This is a genomic window from Pseudoduganella sp. R-34 (genome assembly GCF_049904655.1).
GTDB lineage: Bacteria > Pseudomonadota > Gammaproteobacteria > Burkholderiales > Burkholderiaceae_D > Rugamonas.
This window is the reverse complement of the sequence record NZ_CP184572.1, coordinates 5,585,523-5,603,515: the sequence shown is the minus strand read 5'-3', so window position 1 is coordinate 5,603,515 and position 17,993 is coordinate 5,585,523. Positions and strand designations below refer to the sequence as shown.

The following is a 17,993-nucleotide window of genomic DNA, read 5'->3' as shown; positions in this document are numbered from 1 at the left end:
CGGAACTGAATAATGGTTCCTTTTAGATTTTGACGTCAAAAGTGTAGATCGAATTGGACTTGCCCTATGAGTTCTTGGGCTGTGTTAGACGTATCCCCCTGGTTCCTATCCCGAATTAGACCCAGAATGCTCCTATTAGACTGAATGAGACCCGAAACCGGTTTCGGGTACCAAGGGGCAGAGCTACTTGATATAGTGGATGTGAGGTGGGCAGACAAGCCAGCAATGAAACGTTATGGGCGTAAGCCACCTCCCCACTGACACCGCTCGGGCCGGCCTCTGGTCGGTTCCCGGGCTGCCGGTTTATTTTGTCATGCCGCTGGTTTCAACCACAGGGCAATGGCTTTGACATCGTCATCAGTAAGTCCCGTCACGCCATCAACAAGATATAAGTTCTTGCAGGTCGAATTGAAATACTCTTCAATGTCATCCAGGATTATGTAGGGCTCGTGCTCGACCTTGTTTTCGGCCAACCACGTTTCGACTTCGCGCTGGCGAATTCCTGGCACGTAGTTTGCGGTTCCCTCCAGAATCGGGGTGACACCCACGAATCGCGCGGCGAAGCGATCACCTCCCTGGGCCTTCAGCAGTTCGATCAATTCTGTGAACGGATACTGTTCTCTCCACGTGGAGGTGATGACGACAGAGATTTCGGGAATATTGTCTAACACCTTCCACAGCGACGACATCTGTGAAAAATGCTTGTCGGTCGGCCTCATCGGAAAAGGATGAAGTACGCCATCGAAATCCAGAAACAAAATCATGTGATGGCTTCCCCAGACTTGGCCGCTCGCTGCATTTGGACGTACATGATTTCTAATCCGGAGTACTGGCGCACCGTTTCACCAGCAATCGAAAATCCGTTCCGAATGTAAAACCGCAAGGCATCCACGTTGGACTTTGCGACGTTCAGAGAAACGCCTTGTGTTCCTTTCGCCACCACGGCATCCAGCAATGCCTGTCCGATACCTTTTCCGCGCACCTCGCCATCCACAAACAGCGCCCTCAATTGGTCGGCAAAAGTCGCCGCGAACCCGCGTACCGCGCCATCGTCGAACACAGTAACTGCGGACTCGTTAAAGGCCGCCAGGATGTCGTCGTCCTGTTCCAGTGGCGTGACGTCAAGAGGGTAGGGCTCGAACTTGAGCTCTTCCCGCTTGGCTTCGAGATAGATGCGGCAGACTGCAGGGAAGTCTGCTGCTTTGAATTTGCGCACGGTCATTACTAAGCTGTTCCTATTTGAGATCCGAACCAGGCGGTTGGCATAGTTCACACTCGTCTTGTTGCGGATTTGGGTAGATAAACCTCATTGGCCTAATGCAACGAGCCGCTTATGGCTGCGACGAACAGCGCGTGTGAAGTTCGCTTCATGGCGGAGACCAAAATTGGAGCAGGATATCATCACGCGCTGACCCAAAAGCTCACCGATCTCCACGCTTTTCTTCGCCGGGATAAGTAATGCGTACCCCTTCAACGCTGGCAAATGGCGTCATCTTGTGTGGTCGCCGTTGTCGCGCGTCGATGATGTCGTCCACGTGCACGCCGCGGACCAGCAAAGCATCGGCTACCAGTGAGCGGTGACAGCGCCACGGCACTGCTTCGGCGCACATCAGCGCACAGCACTTGTTGCGTCCAAGTTCAACCACTGCATCGACGTTCTCCGCAAACTCCTCCGTCTGCATATAGTCGGCATAGCCGCGAAAGGACAGGTTACGCCACCCAGAATTTTCAGAGTCCTTGCGCGGATGGCGCAGCCCCCCAAGCCCGCGCATGTAGCGGTATTCTATCCCTGCTGCGCTGAGCGACGCTGCTAGCTGGTCCTGTCCAAACTGCGGATTATGGCGCGACTTGGGCACTGTCCTGATGTCGAGCAGGCATTCGATGCCGTTCTGGCGCAGCAATCCGATGAACTCTTCGATTGTGCGGTTCGAATGGCCGATGGTGCAGACGAGTTCCGGCGTCATGCTCAGCTTTCGCGGTGGCGTTACTCACATTCTGGCATGAACGCACATTCATTTGCGTTCATCTGAAATGGCGCCCCAGCCTGTTGAGCACTCCATCCATTTGCAAGTGCATGCTTGATAAGTGAGGCCACGTGTCGTGGCCTCAATTTCAGGTATTTGTCCGCCGATTCGGGCTGGGGAAAATCAAGCCAGGGATCGCGGGTGCTCAGCCCCGCTATCTTAAGGATGCAGCCACTGCCACTTTCGGCCTGAATCGTCACGTTCAACGCAATATCGCCGTCGCGACCTGCTGCCGATGTTGAAATGATGTAGCGATAGCGCACTTGCCCCACTTCGATGCGTCGGCAATTTTTTTCCTGGAAGAGTCACTGAGTAAGGACCTCTTCGTAGACAGCCAGGTCGGCTTGGGAGAAGCAGCAGAAGATGATTTCTTTAATTCCTTGAAATTGTTCGGCCGCAGCGCGGACTGTCGCCACGGCGAGTGTTGCGGCCAAGTCGATCGGGTAGCCATAGATGCCGGTGCTGATGCTGGGGAATGCCAGCGTGGCTACGCCATGCTCGGCCGCCAGCGCCATGCTGCCGCGATAGCAGGCCGCCAAAAGCTCCGGCTCGCCGCTGTTGCCGCCGCGCCAAACCGGTCCTACGGTATGGATGATGTACTTGGCCGGAAGCCGATAGCCCTTGGTCAGCTTCGACTGGCCGGTCTTGCAGCCGCCGAGAAGCCGGCATTCGTGGACCAGCTCCGGCCCGGCAGCACGATGGATTGCGCCGTCAACGCCGCCACCGCCCAGGAGCGAGGAATTTGCAGCGTTGACGATTGCGTCGACCGAAAGTGTGGTGATATCGCCTTGAATCGCGCGAAGGGTGATTGTCATGGCTGGGCGGCCGGCGGCCTTTGAGTTTATTCAACGAACACTATAGCCGTCCTCGCCGGAATGGTGAAGCTGCCCGTTGCTGCGTCGTAGCGAGCCGCCGCGCCAGCTTGGACGGGATGCAGGCGATAAGCCTTGCCGGCTTCTCCAGCGGCGACGATAGTCTGCTCCACCTTGTCCACGTTGATAAAATAAGCCACCGTCTTGAACCCCGCGCCTTCGTAGCCAGCGCCGTCCAGGCGTGCCGCGACGACGGTTGCTACCTGTTCCGGCCCGGTGTTCAGGAAGTGCAGGCGTTTCCTGATGTCGTCCGCGGTCCGCATCCGGAACAGGGTGCTGCTGGCACGAATGCGCAGCAGGTCGCGGAAGGTGTCTCGTGCGAATGCGATATCGACGGGCGTTGGCTGCAGCGCGCGATTGGCCAGCAAGGGCTGGAGCAGTGCATAGTCCTTGCCGTTGTCTGCAGCAGGCGGCAGGCCGGAACCGAAGTAGTTGGTCTGGTAGGTCCAGTCGAGGCGATTGAACCAGTCGCCCGATTCAAAGCTGTTGCGGTCCATCGATTTCGAACGCAGGATTTCAAACCCGGCGTGGTAATACGCCACGCCCTGCGAGAAGGCGTTGATTGCAGCCGCCAGCATCTGCACGCGTGCGCGGTCGGCGCTGGTCGTGGATATGGGCAGCTTGAGGGCATTGATGTCGTACAGCGTCTGGTTATCGTGGTTCTCCACGTAGTTGACTACTTCGCTGGGCTGGCTCACATAGCCGGCCGGCTGGTTGCCTCCGTACACGATGGCCTGCAGTTCCTTGGTTTCACCGGTAAAGGTCTGCATGCGGTAGCTGCGGATCGAGCCTGCCAGGCCGACCTTCACGAGGTCGGATGCCTTCATCAGGTCCGTCACGGGACGCAGGCCGGCGCCGGCGTTCGGGTCGTACACCAGGCCATTGACGAACCCCTGCTGCGCGACCATTTGCGCACCCGAATCTCCAGCGCCGCCGCCGCGTACCGCATCGCGCGCGCGGTCGCTGAATGTGCCGATGCCGCTGCCGTTCAGCGACAGTTGCGAAGCCTGCACGAAGCGTGCACCGTCGGCTACTTCGCCGAAGTTCCAGCCCTCGCCGATCAGGTTCACGTGTCGCCCGGCCGCTTTATTGACGCGCGCCTGCAGCGCTTCCATTGCGGCGCGCGGCTGGTGTCCCATCAGGTCGAAGCGGAAGGAATCGATGTGGTAGTGCTTGGTCCACAGTTCGGCCGAATCGATCATCAGCTTGGCCATCATGCGATTCTCTGTGGCCGTGTTGAAGCAGCAGGTGGAGTTTTCGATTTCGCCTTTCAGGTTCAGCCGCTGGTAATAGCCGGGTACGATGCGGTCCAATACCGAGCGCTCGTGCTGGCCGCCGCGGTAGGTGTGGTTGTAGACCACGTCGGTGCCGACCCGCAGGCCGGTCTTGTGCAGCGCCATCACCATTTCGCGCAGCTCGATAATGCGGCGCGCGCCGTCGGCCGCATCGGTGCTGTAGCTGCCTTCAGGTGCGTTGTAATGCCAAGGGTCGTAACCCCAGTTGTAGCAGTCCTTCAGCGCGTTGTCGCTGACGATTTTCTGCTGCTGGTCGCTGTCCGGCGCGCCATGTACGACCGGGGCGACGCAGCCTTTTTCCGGCACGCTGCCCAGGTCATAGATCGGCAGCAGGTGCACGTCGGTCAGGCCAGCCTTGGCCAGCATGGCAAGATGCTTCATGCCGTTGGAACCGGTCTCGCGGAAGGCCGTGTATTTGCCGCGGTTCATGGCGCTGACCGACAGGTCGTTGATCGAGAAGTCGCGCACATGCAGCTCGTAGATCGACATGTCCGGCTGCGCCTTCACTGTGGCAGGCGGCTGGTCCTTGCTCCAGCCGGCTGGTGCCAGGCGCGGGTCGGCCAGGTCGGCGATGTAGCTGCGGGCGGAATCGGCGGTCAGGCTGACGGAATACGGGTCGGTAACGGCGTTGCGCACCAGGCCAGTTTTCGGCGCGACCACGTCCACCACGTACTTATAGTAGCGGCCGGACAGGTTGCTGCGCGCGCTGGCGGACCAGATGCCGGTTTTCGCATCGGCATGCATGGTGGTGATGGATTTCGGCTTGCTGCTGCCGGAGTCGAAGACGCAGACGGAGACGCGTTGCGCGGTCGGCGCCCACAGCTTGAATGTGGTGCCGCCTTTGGCGATGCTAGCGCCAAGGTCGGTCGTTTGTTCTGCAGCGGCGTAGACGTCATCCAGCACGCCCGGGACTTGCAAAGCCGTGGCGTCGCGCACGGTGCCGTCGGCGTTCTCCTGCACCAGCACGAGTTGTTTCGGCAGCAGCGCCGGCAGGTGGGCGCGGTCGGCGGTGGACAGCGCGAGCAGCACGCCGTCTCCGGTATATCTGAAGCGCTCGGCCAGAGGCGAGGGAAGCGCTTCTGTCGTTGCGCTGAGCTGCAGCGCACCATCCGCTCCGCTCACGGTGGCGCCTTGCGGAGCGCTGATGCCGGCTGCGGTTGCGTAATAGAGCTTGAAGCTGCCCTCAGCCTGGGCGCCGGTCCATTTCGCCAGCCTGCCATCCAGCCACAGGGCGCGGGCGTCGAAGCCTTGCGTACGGGCCAGCACGGTTTCGTGCGGGCCTTCGCAAGAGGCCAGCGTGTGCGGTGTCGCAGCAGTTGGCGCTGCGGTGAGGGCGGTGGTCGGCGCTGCCGCGGCGGAAACTGCCGCAAAAACCGCCGGCAGGGCCGCGACCAGGGTGCGCTGCTTCATTTTGTCTCCGTAGTAGTGATGCTACGAAAATCTTACCGCAAAATCTGTAGCTTTACTACATTTCAGTCGCGCTGGATCTGGTGCTTTTTCAGCTTGTCGTACAGCGTTTTGCGGGGCAGGAGCAGGCGGTCGGCGGCCAGTGCCACATTATTATCGGCCGCTGCCAGGGCACGCAGGATCAGGTCGCGCTCGAAAGCGTCGACTTGCTGCGGCAGGGAGGGCTGCTCGGCCTCCGTCCCCGCAGCGCCCGCGGCGGGAACGCCGGCCGCCATCACGACGCCGGCAGCCGACGCAGCGCCGGCGCTCATCGCGGCGCTGCCGGATGCTCCAGCGCCGGCGGCCCATTCCATGCCGGCACCCGTCGCGGCGCCCGCAGGCGACGAAATGCCCGCACCAGTGGCAAAAGCCGGACCGGCAGTGCTGCCGGGCGTGGCTGGGGCGGCGACACCAGCCGGGATGCTGTGCGGCGCTGCGACCGGCGCAGCAGGTACCAGCCCAAGCGTCAGGCGTTCCGCGAAGTTGCGCAGTTCACGCACATTGCCCGGCCAATCCGCAGCTTGCCACGCAGCCATCTGCTCCGGCGTCCACATCGGCATCGCCCGCTGGTAGCGCTGTGCTGCCTCGGCGACGAAGTGCGCCAGCAGCAGCGGAATATCCTCGCGCCGGTCGCGCAAGCGCGGCAAGTCGATGCTGATCACGCCGATCCGGTAATACAGGTCCTCGCGGAACAGGCCCTGCGCCGACAGCGCCAGCAAGTCGGCCTTGCTGGCGGCGACTACCCGGCAATCCAGCGCGACCGACTCGTTCCCGCCCAACCGCTCAAGGCGCCGCTCCTGCAGTACGCGCAGGAGCTTGACCTGCAAGGCCATCGGCATGCTCTCGATCTCGTCGAGGAAAACCGTGCCGCCGTTGGCAAATTCCAGCTTCCCGATGCGCCGCTTTTGCGCGCCGGTGAAGGCACCCGCTTCGTGGCCAAAGATCTCGCTCTCGAATACCGACTCCGGCAAGGCGCCGCAGTTGATCGCGACGAAATTCCCCTTGCGCCCGCTGGCCGCGTGAATCAGCCGTGCCATCACTTCCTTGCCGGTACCGGTCTGGCCATTGACCAGGATATCGACGCCGGTCGGCGCCACATTGCGCACCACGACCTTCAGGTGTTCGATGGCTTCGGAGCGCCCGATAAGGTCCGGCATGTCGGGATGCTGCGCGCGCTCGGAACGCAGGCGGCGGTTTTCCAACACCAGGTTGCGGCGCTCCTGGGCGCGCTTGACGGCATCCATCAGGCGTTCGGAGGCGAACGGCTTTTCAATGAAGTCGTAAGCGCCGGCGCGCATGGCTTCGACGGCCATGCTGACGTCGCCATGGCCGGTGACGACGATGACCGGCAGCTCGGCGTCCAGAGCAGCCACGCGCGCCAGCAAGTCCAGGCCTGAAAGCCCCGGCAGGCGCACATCGGTCACCACCACGCCTGCGAAGTTCGCCAGCAATAACGGCAGTGCTTCCTCGGCGCTCGCGCAGGCCTGCACCGCAAAACCGCCCAGTTCAAGCGTTTGCGAGGTGGCCAGCCGCAGCGCGGCCTCGTCTTCAACCAATAGCGCCTTCATGGGGCGGCTCCTTCCTTGATAAGCGGTAAGCGTAACTCAAACTGCGCGCCGCCGCCGTCCAGGTTGCGGGCCGACAGGCGGCCGTTCATTGCCTGCGCGATCGACGAGGAAATCGCCAGCCCCAGGCCCAGCCCTTTCCCGGCAGGCTTGGTCGTGAAGAAGGGCTCGAACAGGTGCGCTGCCACTTCCTGCGGGATGCCTGGACCGTTGTCGCTGATGCGTGCCACGCCGTCGCCGCCTTCACGCGACAGCACGACAGAGACGCGCGGCTGCGCGGTGCTCTCGACAGCATCGAGGGCATTGCGCAGCAGGTTGATCAGCACTTGTTCGATGCGCACCGTATCGCCCGCCACCATCAACGGTGCGGCGCCGGTATCGATCTCCATCGCCACGTTGCGGCGCTTGCTCTCGCTCTCCAGCAGGAAGGCCGAACTGCGCACGGCGCGCCCAAAATCCACCGGGCCGACGGTTTCGTCCTTGCGCGCGAAACCTTTCAGCTGGCTGATGATGGCGCCCATGCGCGCACTGGCATCGCCGATGTGGCCAAGGTTGCTGGCCGCCTGTTCCGGCTGGCCGCGCTCCAGGAAGGTGCGGGCGTTGTCGGCAAAGGCACGGATCGCTGCCAGGGGCTGGTTCAGTTCATGCGTCATGCCAGCCGCCATCTGACCCAGCATGGCCAGTTTGCCGGCCTGCACCAGTTCGTTTTGCGTCGTGCGCAGGATGCGGTTGGTTTCGCTCAGCTGCTGCGTGCGCTGGGCGATGCGCGACTCCAGTTCGCGGTCGAAGGCCAGGCGCTCCTCGCGCCGCCGGCGGCGCTGGTGCATGGCCCAATACGATACGCCGCCGCAGGCCAGCAGCAGGGCAGTTGCCAGCGCCCAGTTGATGCCGCTGCGGACCACGCGCAACTGGCTCGGGAAGATCATCAGCTGCCAGCCAAGCCGTCCCACCTCCTGCGTGACGCGCGGGCCGGGATTGCGGGCCAGCGGCGTGACATCGCGGCCGATGTATTGCTGCGTGCGGGCCAGTTCAGCCAGCGCGCTGGCCGGCAGCGGCTCCAGGCTGTGGTAGCGCCAATTCGGACGGTTGCTGAGGAAGATCACGCCATGGCGATCGGCCAGCAGGATCGGATCTTCGCTGCTGTTCCAGTTGCGTTCCAGTTCGGCGAGGCTGATCTTGACGGCGATTACGCCGTCGATCTCGCCGTGGCGGCGCACCGGCTGCGCGATGAAGTAGCCCGCTTCGCTGGTGCTGGTGCCGATGCCGTAGAAGCGGCCCGCATCGCCGCGCAGCGCGGCCTGGAAATACGGACGGTAGGAAAAATTCTTGCCGGCGAAGCCGCGCGGCTGGTCCCAGTTGCTGGCGCCCAGCGTGAGGCCGTTGCGGTCCATCAGGTACAGCGCACCGACCTTGGCTTGCTGCTGGATGGTTTGCAGCGTTTCGTTCAGCCGGGCGATCGCTTCAGGATCTTTCGGGTTGGCGAGGGCGTTGGTGAGGTCGGGTTGCTGCGCCAGGACGAAGGGAAGGGTTTCAAAGCGTTCCAGCACCGACTGCAGTTCCGGCGCCATGAGCTGCAGCTGGCGCTGGCCCTGCGCCAACTGTTCGTTGCCGGCACGATAGGCGCCGAGCAGGTAGGCGGCCACGATAATCGCGGCCGCCGGGGTTAACAGCAAGAGGAAAGGTTTGCGCATAAGCGCAATTCTAGTCCACCGCAGCCATGCGCAGTTCGTCGCTGTGGTGGCGCTGCTGTTCTTCCATCACCAGCGCGCCCAGTTCACGCTTCAAGGCATTGAAGTCGGCCGATGCGGGATCGCGCAGGCGCGGCAGCTCCACGATCATGTCGCGCTTGACGGTGCCAGGGCGATAGGTCATGACCACGATCCGGTCGGCCAGGTAGATCGCTTCTTCGATACTGTGGGTAACGAAGATGATGGTCTTTTTCAGCTCCGACCAGATGCGCAGCAGCTCGTCCTGCAGGTTGCGGCGGGTCAGTGCATCCAGTGCGCCGAAAGGCTCGTCCATCAGCATGATCGGGGAGTCCAGTGCCAGCACGCGCGCAATCGCCACGCGTTGGCGCATGCCGCCCGACAGGTCTTTCGGATAGCGGTTGCGGAAGTCGGACAGCGACAGCATCTGCAGCAGCTGGTCCACGCGCTGCTTGATTTGCGCCTGCGCCATGCCTTTGACTTCGAGGCCGAAGGCGATGTTCTTTTCCACCGTCATCCATGGAAAAAGGGCGTATTCCTGGAACACCATGCCGCGTTCCGGGCCCGGGCCGGTGATCAACTGGCCGTCGGCGGTGATCTCGCCGCTCGACGGCAGCGAGAAGCCGGCGATGGCGTTCAGCAGGGTCGACTTGCCGCAGCCCGATGGCCCCAGCAGGCAGACGAACTGGCCTTGCGGGATCTGCAGGTTGATGTCGCGCAGCGCCACCACTTCGCGGTTGTCGGTCTTGAATACCTTGTTGACGCCCTTGACGTCGATATGGGTTGCGCTCATCTCAGTTCTCCAGGCCGCGGTGCCAGCGCAGCAGATGGTTATTCAGCTTGTTCATGCCAATGTCGATCGCCAGGCCAAGCAGGCCGATGCTGATCATGCCTGCGATGATCTTGTCCGACCAGAAGTACTCGCGTGCTTCGAGGATACGGAAGCCCAGGCCGTTGTTCACGGCGATCATCTCGGAAACAATCACCACGATGAAGGCGGTACCGATGCCGATGCGCACGCCGGACAGGATGTAAGGCACGGCTGCCGGCAGCATCACGCGCACGAACATGGTGCTCTGGCTGACGCCCAGGTTGCGGGCGGCGCGGATGTAAATGCCGTCCACGTGGCGCACGCCGGCGATGGTGTTCATCAGCACCGGGAAGAAGGCGCCCAGCGCAATCAGGAACACCGCCGGCGCGTTACCCAGCCCGAACCACAGGATCGCCAGCGGGATGTAGGCGATGGGCGGAATCGGACGCAGCACCTGCAGCAGGGGATTGAGCCAGTCGTACATCCGTTTGCTCGAGCCCATCACCAGGCCGAAAGGCAGGGCCAGGCCGGCGCCGACAGCGAAGCCGACCAGCACGCGGTACATGCTGCTGATGGTGTCGCCAATCAGCTCGCCGGACAGCGCCCAGGCGAACCAGGAGCTGGCAGCCGGGTCGTAAGGCTGCAGCGGCAGCAGGTACTCGACCCACTTGGTGACCACGGCCCAAGGCGAGGGCAGCACCTGCGGGTTGATCCATTCCAGCGAGGCGCTGGCCTGCCACAATGCGATCACCAGCACGGGCACCACGGAGCCCGCTGCGATCTGGCGCAAATTCAGTTTTGCCATGATGTGCCTCGCCTTACTTGATGTTCAGGCTTTTCTTGGCTTCGTCCAGCAGGTCGGTCTTGACCCACTCGGAAGCGACAGGCGCCTTGCGCATCTTGCCCACGCCGGTCTTGTTCATCACATCGGTGGTGACCTGGATGTGTTGCGGCGAGATGTCGTAGGTGTACGGCGAGTTGGCAATCGCGTCCTGGAAGTCGTCGGAAGTGATCTGGCCTTTGAAGATCACGTTGCGCACGTATTTTTCTGCGGTCGGCTTGTCGTCGATGAAGGTCTTGGTGGCCTGTACGAAGCAGTTCATGAACTTGGCGGCGGTAGCGCGGCGGGTCGAGTAGAACTTCTCGCTCATGACCATGGTGCGGACTGGTTCGCCGATCGGGGTGTCATATGGCTTCATGACTTCCACGCCAAAGCCCTTGTTGATGGCTTGCGAGGATTGCGGTTCGGATTGCATGATCGCGTCCAGGTTCTTGCCGAGCAGGGCCTGGTTCAGGTCCGCGAAGGCCAGGAACACCAGTTGCACGTCCTTGCCCGGCTGGTCGGAGAAGGTCAGGCCGGCTTGCGCCAGTTCGGCAGCCAGCAGCACTTCGTGGATGCCGCCACGGGTCACGCCGACTTTCTTGCCCTTCAAATCCTTGATCGCCTTGATGCCGCTGTCGGGGCGCGCGACCAGGCGCGCGCCACCTTTGGCGAAACCGGCGACGACATAGATCGGGGCGCCATTGGCGCGGCCCTGGATGGCGGCCTCCGATGCGGTGGCGCCGACATCGAGCTCGCCGGCCAGGATCGCCTGCATCACGTCAGGACCCTTGGCGAAGACGTGTTCTTCGACCTTGATGCCGCACTTCGGTGCGATTTCCTTGATGTACGAGACGGCGCCGTAGTGGGCGAATTTCAGGTTGCCGAGGCGAACAACTTCCTGGGCGTTGGCGGCGGAAGCGAATGCTGCGGCCACGAAGAGGGATGCGAGTTTAAGCTTGGTCATGCTGGTCTCCTGGATAAGGGGTGTTTTGACCAGCTAATAGCAGCTTCCGTGCCAGAAAATTGGAATTCGGCAAGTGCTTGATTTTATTGGTGCGCAGCCCTTGGCGGCTGGCGCGGGCCCGCTGTGGCGTGGCGGAATTCCGGAATTCCATCCGCGCCTTGTGCGGATTTTCGCCAATGCTTAGTCGGCGTACTGCTTCAGGTACTTCGCCGTCAGCCGTTCATGTTCACCCTGGCGGATATCGGCCAGTGCCTTCCAGGCCTCGGTGACCAGCTCAGGATATTTTTGCTGGAACTGGTGGCTGAACTGCAAGTAGTAATCCTTGCTGGCCAGCGGCGGGGAGACTTTGACAATGCGCGCGAACTCGGGATTCTTGCGCAGCACGTAGTCGCCCACGTCGCTCAACTGCGCCAAGCCGTCGGCACGGCCGGCCAGCAGCATGCGGAAGGCGTCCTCGGAGCTGCTGATTTCGTTCACCTGGATATCCATCTTGCGCAGGTCGTCAACGATGGCGTAGCCGCGCATGGCGACCAGCCTTGGTGGAAACGAGAAGCGCTTGCCATCCCAATGGAGCGGTGAATCGATCAGGCGGTACAGGCTGTACGTCTTGGTGTCGATCCGAAAGCGCCTGTCGTCCTTGCCATCGCGCATCGGGTAGACGCCCATCTTCGTTCGCTCTGGCTTGAAGCTGCTGGAGAACACGGCATCCACGGCGCCGGCCTCAAGTTCCGCCAGGCAGCGTGCCCATGGTTTGCGCGAAAATTGAATCTTCAGGCGAGGCACGCGGGAAGGCAGCATTGCCACCATTTCTACTGCGACTCCCGGATTATCAGGAATTGCCGTGCCGGCGCCGGTATGGTCGTAAGTATCCTTATCCTCGAAGGCTACGCGCAGTTCGACCACCTGTGCGTGGGCGAGGGAGGCCGTCATGGCCAGGCATAGAACCAGGGCGCGCAGGATGCTCATCCGTATCAGCCGGTAAAAGTCCACCATCCTTCAATTTGTAGCAGACAGCATACAAGGCAAAGAGACTGCTGGCTAGTACGGCGCTGCGCTGCGCCCCTTTGCTCATGCCTTTTGCGGTTCGGGCGCAGAGCCGTAGCAGACCTGCGGTTCCGTATCCTTGCGGTAGAAATCCACCATCTTGTAGCGCATCGCGTAAAGGGCGAAGCAGCCGGCCACCAGTGCCGCGAAGACGGCGAAGAAGTACATCTGGAAGGCCATCACCGAGAAGCCGGTGGTCTTGATGTAGGCGGACACTGCGTCGTTCTTCACGCCCGCGTTCACAATCAGCACCCACAGGTTGCCCACGGTGATCGCCAGGTACCACAGTGCCATGATCACACCCTTCATCGAGGAGGGCGCCTGCGAATACGCGAACTCCAGGCCGGTTGCGGACACCAGTACTTCGCCAAAGGTCAGTAATGCATAAGGCAGGATCTGCCAGGCCATTGACACCGGCGAACCGCCATCCATCAACACCTGCAGCGTGCCGATCACCACCCAGGCCAGTGCGGCGAAGAATATGCCGGCGCCCATCCGGCGCAGCGGCGTCGGTTCGATGCCCAGCTTGCGCAGCAGCGGGAACAGCGCGATGTTATTAAATGGAATCAGCAGCATGACCAGCAGCGGATTTAGCGCCTGCATCTGCGCCGGCACAAAGCTGAAGGACCAGCCCAGCAGTTCATAGGTCGGGTGCACCATATCGTTCGCCTGAACGATCCAGGTTGACGCTTTCTGGTCGAACAGGGAGTGGAACGGGGTCACCAGGGCGAACACGATGAAAATGCGCAGCACGGCGCGCACGCCGTCCACCGCTTCATCGCTATGCTTGCCGCGTGCGCGCTCGAGCTGCATCGAGGTCCCGATGCCGCCGAAAGAGATCAGCAGCACCAGCGCTGTGCAGGCCGCGATCACGAAGCCCCAGGATGGGGTCATCGCCAGCGACACCAGCGCGGCAATGACGCCAATGACCGCGACGGTCAAGCCGGGACGGGACTGGCCCGGTGCAGCCGACATCAGCGCGGTGCGGGTGACACGTGAAAACGATTCGCTGCTTGGCTCCGACGGCGGCACGTGGACATACTTCCTGCGGCCAGCCCAGAACACCAGGGTGGCGACGAACATCAGGATGCCGGGGATGCCGAACGCGACGGCCGGGCCGAAGTCCTTCAGGAAGATCGGCATCAGCAGGGACGCAAAGAAGGAGCCGAAGTTGATGCTCCAGTAAAAGGCGTCAAATACCACCTTGGCTTTCTTCTTGTTGGTCTGGTCGAACTGGTCGCCGACGAAGGAGACTACCAGCGGCTTGATGCCGCCCGAGCCGAAGGCAATCAGGAACAGGCCAAAGTAGAAGCCATTCAGGTTGCTCTCGAAAAGCGCCAGGCAGGCGTGCCCTGCGCAGTAGATCAGCGAGAACCAGAATACCGTATTGTATTTGCCGAAGAAGCGGTCCGACAGCCAGCCGCCCAGCAGCGGGAAGAAGTAGACGCCGATCACGAAGGTGTGGAACACATGCTTCGCTTCTCCGGCGCGATGCTCGGAAGGGATGAACAGCAGCAGGGTGCTGATCAGGAACGGCACCAGGATGTTGCGCATGCCGTAAAAACTGAAACGCTCGCAAGCCTCGTTGGTGATGATGTACGGGATTTGCCGAGGCATTGGCCCGTTACCCTGTTCCAGTTCTTGCGTCGACATGAGGTCTCCCGATTTCAAATAATGGGCGCGATGCTATGCGAACGCATCTGTGTTGGCAACTACAGGTTTCACTTACATGTAGTTTAACTACGAGAAAAATTGTAAGTCATTGATTTTTAAGGATTCATAGTATTTGAACTTCCCGCAGTCATCATGTATATTATCTACATAACTGTTTTTGACTCTGGATGAGGAATATGAGCACACCTTGGTGGAAAGAAGCAATCATTTATCAGGTTTATCCGCGCAGTTACCTGGACACCAACGGTGACGGCATCGGCGACCTGAATGGCATTACCGATCGCCTCGACTACATCGCCAAGCTGGGCGTGGACATCATCTGGATCTCGCCGTTCTTCAAATCCCCGATGCGCGATTTCGGCTACGACGTGGCCGACTACTGCGATGTGGACCCGATGTTCGGCACCCTGGCCGACTTCGACCGCATGATCGCCAAGGCCCACAGCCTGGGCCTGAAGATCATGATCGACCAGGTCATGTCGCACACTTCCGAAGACCATCCATGGTTCAAGGAGAGCCGTTCCTCGCGCGACAATCCCAAGTCCGACTGGTATGTCTGGGCCGATCCGCTGCCGGACGGTAACCCGCCCAACAACTGGCTGTCCGTGTTCGGCGGCTCGTCGTGGCAGTGGGACTCGCGCCGCAAGCAGTATTACATGCACAATTTCCTGGTCAGCCAGCCGGACCTGAACTTCCATAATCCGGAAGTGCGACAGGCCCACCTCGACGCGCTGCGCTTCTGGCTGAAGCGCGGCGTCGACGGCGTGCGCATGGATGCCTGCAACTTCCACTTCCACGACCGCCAGTTGCGCAGCAACCCGCCGGCCCTGGTGCGCGACACTTCCACCGTGAGCGACGCCAACCCCTACGGCATGCAGGCGCACATCCACGACAAGAGCCAGCCGGAAAACGTGGCCTTCCTGGAAAAGCTGCGCCTGCTGCTGGACGAATACGGCGCGGTGGCGATCGGCGAAGTGGGCGCCGACGATTCGCTGGCCGTGATGGCCGAATACACCGCCGGCGGCAACAAGCTGCACATGGCTTACAGCTTCAACCTGCTGACCGCCGACAGCAGCGCAGGCCACATCCGCAAGCAGGTGGAAGACTTCAAGGCGCGCGTCAAGGACGGCCAGCCATCCTGGTCGGTCGGCAATCACGACGCCGTGCGCGTGGTGACGCGCTGGAACGGCATGAGCAACCAGGCAGCTTTCGCCAAGCTGGTGCTGGCCATGCAGCTGTCGCTGAAAGGCACGCCTTGCCTGTACCAGGGCGATGAGCTGGCGTTCAGCGAAGCCGATGTACCTTATGAGTTGATCCAGGACCCTTACGGCAAGACTTTCTGGCCCGAGTTCAAGGGGCGCGACGGTTGCCGCACCCCGATTGCCTGGACCACTGGCGCGCACGGCGGTTTCACTTCAGGCACACCGTGGCTGCCGGTGGCGGAGGAGCACAGGGCCATCGCCGCCTCGGTGCAGGAAGAAGACCCGGATTCGCCGCTGAACTTCGCGCGCCGAATGATCGCCTGGCGCAAGACCATGCCGCAGCTGACGCGCGGCGACATCGTGTTCTACGACGCGCCGGAGCCGGTGCTGGCACTGCGGCGCGACCTGGAAGGGCAGCGCAGCGTGCTGGCGCTGTTTAACCTCGGCGCGGCGCCGGTCAATTTCGCGCTGCCGGCAGCCAAGGGGGCGCAAAAGCTGGAGCAGCCGGGCCTTCCGGGCGAAGTGGCCGGCGAAGAGGTCCAGTTGCCAGGCTACGGCGCCTGGTTTGGCTACGTAGTATAAATATAAGAGGCCCCGTCTACGCACGGGGCCTTGTTTTTCGGGTATCCTCCCGCCTTTAAGGCGTTATCTAATACTTAAAAGACAATGAAACAGATAGAGGCAGACCCAAAAGCTAACCGATCCGCTTTTGCGGACGGCCCCCGCCTGCTGGCTGACATCGGCGCCACCCATGCGCGCCTGGCGCTGCAAACCGCACCTGGCGAGTTCCAGGCAGTGCGGGTGCTGCAGTGCGACGACTTCACCGGCATCGTCCCGCTATTGCGCAACTACCTGGCGGATCACGGCGACGTCAACCTCAATCACGGCGCGCTGGCGCTGGCCAACCCGGTGCATGGCGATTACATCCGCATGACCAACCGCGATTGGCAGTTCTCCACCGACGAAGTGCGGCGTGAACTGGGCCTGCATACCCTGTTGGTGGTGAACGACTTCACGGCGCTGGCGATGGCGATCCCCGGTTTCAAGGCGGAAGACCTGATGCAGGTTGGCGGCGGCTCGCCGGCGCAGAACTCGGTGATCGGCGTGCTCGGCCCCGGTACTGGCCTGGGCTGCTCTGGCGTGATCCCGACCACCGACGGTTTCGTGACCCTTGGTTCTGAAGGCGGCCATACCAACTTTGCGCCGGCCGACGAACGTGAATACGCGATCCTGCAATACGCCTGGCAGACCTGGCCGCACGTGTCGAACGAACGCCTGATTTCCGGCCCCGGCATGGAAATCATCTACCGTGCGCTGGCGCGCCGCAACGGCCTGAGCGTGCGCGACCTGACCTCGCAGCAGATCATCGCCGGCGCGCTGAAAGACAGGAATGCGCTCTGCCTCGAAGTGCTGGAATGCTTCTGCGCCATGCTGGGCGGCGCCGCGGCCAACCTGGCGGTGACGCTCGGTTCCTTTGGCGGCATCTTCATCGGCGGCGGCATCGTGCCTCGCATGGGCGAATGGTTCAAGGAGTCGCCGTTCCGCAGCCGCTTCGAAGCCAAGGGCCGTTTCTCGTCCTACCTGGCCGACATTCCGACGTATGTCATCACCACGCCGAACCCGGCGTTCTACGGCGTCGCCACGATCTTGTCCGAACACCTGCGCGGCCGCACCGGCGCCAACACCCTGATGGAACGCGTGCAGTCGCTGAAGTCGGAACTGACCCCGGCCGAACAGCGCGTTGCGCAACTGGTGATCGAGCAGCCGCGCCTGGTGCTGAACGAACCGATCGCCGACATTGCACGGCTGGCGGAAGTATCGCAGCCGACCGTGATCCGCTTCTGCCGCTCGCTGGGCTTCCAGGGCCTGGCCGACTTCAAGCTGAAGTTTGCGTCCAGCCTGACCGGCGCCATTCCGGTGCGTCACAGCCAGGTGCGCGTATCCGACAGCACGCACGACCTGAGCGCCAAGGTGATCGACAATACCGTCTCCGCGATCCTGAAGTTCCGCGACCAGATGGACGTGCACTCGCTGGACCGCGCGATCGAGCTGCTGTCCAAGGCCAAGAAGGTCGAGTTCTACGCCATGGGCAACTCGCGCGTGGTAGCCCTGGATGGCCAGCACAAGTTCTTCCGCTTCCGCATTCCGACCGCCGCCTACGGCGACTCCCACCTGTTCAAGCTTGCGTCCGAACTGTTGAAGCCGGGGGACGTGGTGATCGCGATTTCCAATTCCGGCAAGCTGCCGGAGCTGGTTGAAGCGGTGGAATCAGCCCGCAACGCCGGGGCCGACGTCATCGCCATTACCAGCAGCCAATCGCCGCTGGCCAAGAAGGCTACGGTTTGCCTGGCGGTCGACCACACGGAAGACAGCAGCGCCTTCCTGTCGATGATTTCGCGCATCCTGCAGCTGCTGCTGATCGACATCCTGTCAGTCGGCATTTCGCTGGACGAGCAAAACGCCGAACTGGTGCTGGAGCACAAAGCCAACGGCGTGGTGCAGGAAAGCCGCCGCCTGCAAATCTCCCACCTTGATAATTGAAAGTCGGGGTCAGGTCTGGCAATCCG

At 61.8% G+C, this 17,993-nt stretch carries 15 protein-coding genes; 2 read left to right on the top strand and 13 right to left on the bottom strand.

Annotated elements, in window-relative coordinates:
• Positions 1-311: 311 nt before the first annotated feature.
• The 13 genes from ACN9MW_RS25785 to ACN9MW_RS25725 form a co-directional block, all read right to left on the bottom strand.
• A complete protein-coding gene (locus ACN9MW_RS25785) occupies positions 312-764 on the bottom strand; it encodes an HAD domain-containing protein (RefSeq protein WP_426164179.1) in 453 nt (150 codons plus the stop codon).
• Positions 761-1,222: a GNAT family N-acetyltransferase gene (locus ACN9MW_RS25780; protein ID WP_426164177.1), complete on the bottom strand. Its 462-nt coding sequence runs from the start codon at positions 1,220-1,222 to the stop codon at positions 761-763. The genes ACN9MW_RS25785 and ACN9MW_RS25780 overlap by 4 nt, the downstream gene beginning before the upstream one ends.
• 199 nt (positions 1,223-1,421) lie before the next feature.
• Positions 1,422-1,964 carry a DUF488 family protein gene (locus ACN9MW_RS25775; protein ID WP_426164175.1) on the bottom strand — a complete coding sequence of 181 codons (543 nt, stop codon included), beginning with the start codon at positions 1,962-1,964 and terminating at the stop codon, positions 1,422-1,424.
• A gap of 20 nt (positions 1,965-1,984) precedes the next feature.
• Positions 1,985-2,287, bottom strand: a complete 303-nt coding sequence (locus tag ACN9MW_RS25770) for a hypothetical protein (RefSeq protein WP_426164173.1) — start codon at positions 2,285-2,287, stop codon at positions 1,985-1,987.
• A 42-nt stretch (positions 2,288-2,329) separates the two neighbouring features.
• A complete protein-coding gene (locus ACN9MW_RS25765; protein ID WP_426164171.1) occupies positions 2,330-2,839 on the bottom strand; it encodes an O-acetyl-ADP-ribose deacetylase in 510 nt (169 codons plus the stop codon).
• Positions 2,840-2,865: 26 nt separating this feature from the next.
• Positions 2,866-5,601, bottom strand: a complete 2,736-nt coding sequence (locus ACN9MW_RS25760) for an alpha-1,6-glucosidase domain-containing protein (RefSeq protein WP_426164169.1) — start codon at positions 5,599-5,601, stop codon at positions 2,866-2,868.
• 62 nt (positions 5,602-5,663) lie between these two features.
• A complete protein-coding gene (locus ACN9MW_RS25755) occupies positions 5,664-7,205 on the bottom strand; it encodes a sigma-54-dependent transcriptional regulator (RefSeq protein WP_426164167.1) in 1,542 nt (513 codons plus the stop codon).
• Positions 7,202-8,893: a sensor histidine kinase gene (locus ACN9MW_RS25750; protein ID WP_426164165.1), complete on the bottom strand. Its 1,692-nt coding sequence runs from the start codon at positions 8,891-8,893 to the stop codon at positions 7,202-7,204. The genes ACN9MW_RS25755 and ACN9MW_RS25750 overlap by 4 nt, the downstream gene beginning before the upstream one ends.
• Before the next feature lie 10 nt (positions 8,894-8,903).
• Positions 8,904-9,701 (bottom strand): ABC transporter ATP-binding protein, encoded by a 798-nt coding sequence (locus ACN9MW_RS25745; RefSeq protein WP_426164163.1) that lies wholly within the window; start codon positions 9,699-9,701, stop codon positions 8,904-8,906.
• Between the two features lies 1 nt (position 9,702).
• Entirely contained in the window at positions 9,703-10,524 is an 822-nt protein-coding gene (locus ACN9MW_RS25740) for an ABC transporter permease (RefSeq protein ID WP_426164161.1), read from the bottom strand.
• Positions 10,525-10,537: 13 nt separating this feature from the next.
• Positions 10,538-11,506: an ABC transporter substrate-binding protein gene (locus ACN9MW_RS25735; protein ID WP_426164159.1), complete on the bottom strand. Its 969-nt coding sequence runs from the start codon at positions 11,504-11,506 to the stop codon at positions 10,538-10,540.
• A gap of 180 nt (positions 11,507-11,686) precedes the next feature.
• Positions 11,687-12,472, bottom strand: a complete 786-nt coding sequence (locus tag ACN9MW_RS25730; protein ID WP_426164157.1) for a substrate-binding periplasmic protein — start codon at positions 12,470-12,472, stop codon at positions 11,687-11,689.
• Positions 12,473-12,574: 102 nt separating this feature from the next.
• Complete coding sequence (locus ACN9MW_RS25725) at positions 12,575-14,203, bottom strand: oligopeptide:H+ symporter (RefSeq protein WP_426164154.1); 1,629 nt, start codon at positions 14,201-14,203, stop codon at positions 12,575-12,577.
• A 197-nt stretch (positions 14,204-14,400) separates the two neighbouring features.
• Here ACN9MW_RS25725 and ACN9MW_RS25720 point away from each other — a divergent pair, with 197 nt between their 5' ends.
• Both ACN9MW_RS25720 and ACN9MW_RS25715 read left to right on the top strand, forming a co-directional pair.
• Positions 14,401-16,008, top strand: coding sequence for an alpha-amylase family glycosyl hydrolase (locus ACN9MW_RS25720; protein WP_426164152.1), 1,608 nt, complete (start codon positions 14,401-14,403; stop codon positions 16,006-16,008).
• Between the two features lie 84 nt (positions 16,009-16,092).
• Entirely contained in the window at positions 16,093-17,967 is a 1,875-nt protein-coding gene (locus ACN9MW_RS25715; protein ID WP_426164150.1) for a glucokinase, read from the top strand.
• Positions 17,968-17,993: the final 26 nt, after the last annotated feature.

What these genes read in the sequence shown, in the direction of transcription:
- ACN9MW_RS25755 (WP_426164167.1), bottom strand. Translation starts at nt 7,205, where the DNA reads ATGAAGGCGCTATTGGTTGAAGACGAGGCCGCGCTGCGGCTGGCCACC.
- ACN9MW_RS25715 (WP_426164150.1), top strand. Translation starts at nt 16,093, where the DNA reads ATGAAACAGATAGAGGCAGACCCAAAAGCTAACCGATCCGCTTTTGCG.
- ACN9MW_RS25745 (WP_426164163.1), bottom strand. Translation starts at nt 9,701, where the DNA reads ATGAGCGCAACCCATATCGACGTCAAGGGCGTCAACAAGGTATTCAAG.
- ACN9MW_RS25735 (WP_426164159.1), bottom strand. Translation starts at nt 11,506, where the DNA reads ATGACCAAGCTTAAACTCGCATCCCTCTTCGTGGCCGCAGCATTCGCT.
- ACN9MW_RS25730 (WP_426164157.1), bottom strand. Translation starts at nt 12,472, where the DNA reads ATGAGCATCCTGCGCGCCCTGGTTCTATGCCTGGCCATGACGGCCTCC.
- ACN9MW_RS25785 (WP_426164179.1), bottom strand. Translation starts at nt 764, where the DNA reads ATGATTTTGTTTCTGGATTTCGATGGCGTACTTCATCCTTTTCCGATG.
- ACN9MW_RS25760 (WP_426164169.1), bottom strand. Translation starts at nt 5,601, where the DNA reads ATGAAGCAGCGCACCCTGGTCGCGGCCCTGCCGGCGGTTTTTGCGGCA.
- ACN9MW_RS25775 (WP_426164175.1), bottom strand. Translation starts at nt 1,964, where the DNA reads ATGACGCCGGAACTCGTCTGCACCATCGGCCATTCGAACCGCACAATC.
- ACN9MW_RS25720 (WP_426164152.1), top strand. Translation starts at nt 14,401, where the DNA reads ATGAGCACACCTTGGTGGAAAGAAGCAATCATTTATCAGGTTTATCCG.
- ACN9MW_RS25725 (WP_426164154.1), bottom strand. Translation starts at nt 14,203, where the DNA reads ATGTCGACGCAAGAACTGGAACAGGGTAACGGGCCAATGCCTCGGCAA.
- ACN9MW_RS25740 (WP_426164161.1), bottom strand. Translation starts at nt 10,524, where the DNA reads ATGGCAAAACTGAATTTGCGCCAGATCGCAGCGGGCTCCGTGGTGCCC.
- ACN9MW_RS25765 (WP_426164171.1), bottom strand. Translation starts at nt 2,839, where the DNA reads ATGACAATCACCCTTCGCGCGATTCAAGGCGATATCACCACACTTTCG.
- ACN9MW_RS25750 (WP_426164165.1), bottom strand. Translation starts at nt 8,893, where the DNA reads ATGCGCAAACCTTTCCTCTTGCTGTTAACCCCGGCGGCCGCGATTATC.
- ACN9MW_RS25780 (WP_426164177.1), bottom strand. Translation starts at nt 1,222, where the DNA reads ATGACCGTGCGCAAATTCAAAGCAGCAGACTTCCCTGCAGTCTGCCGC.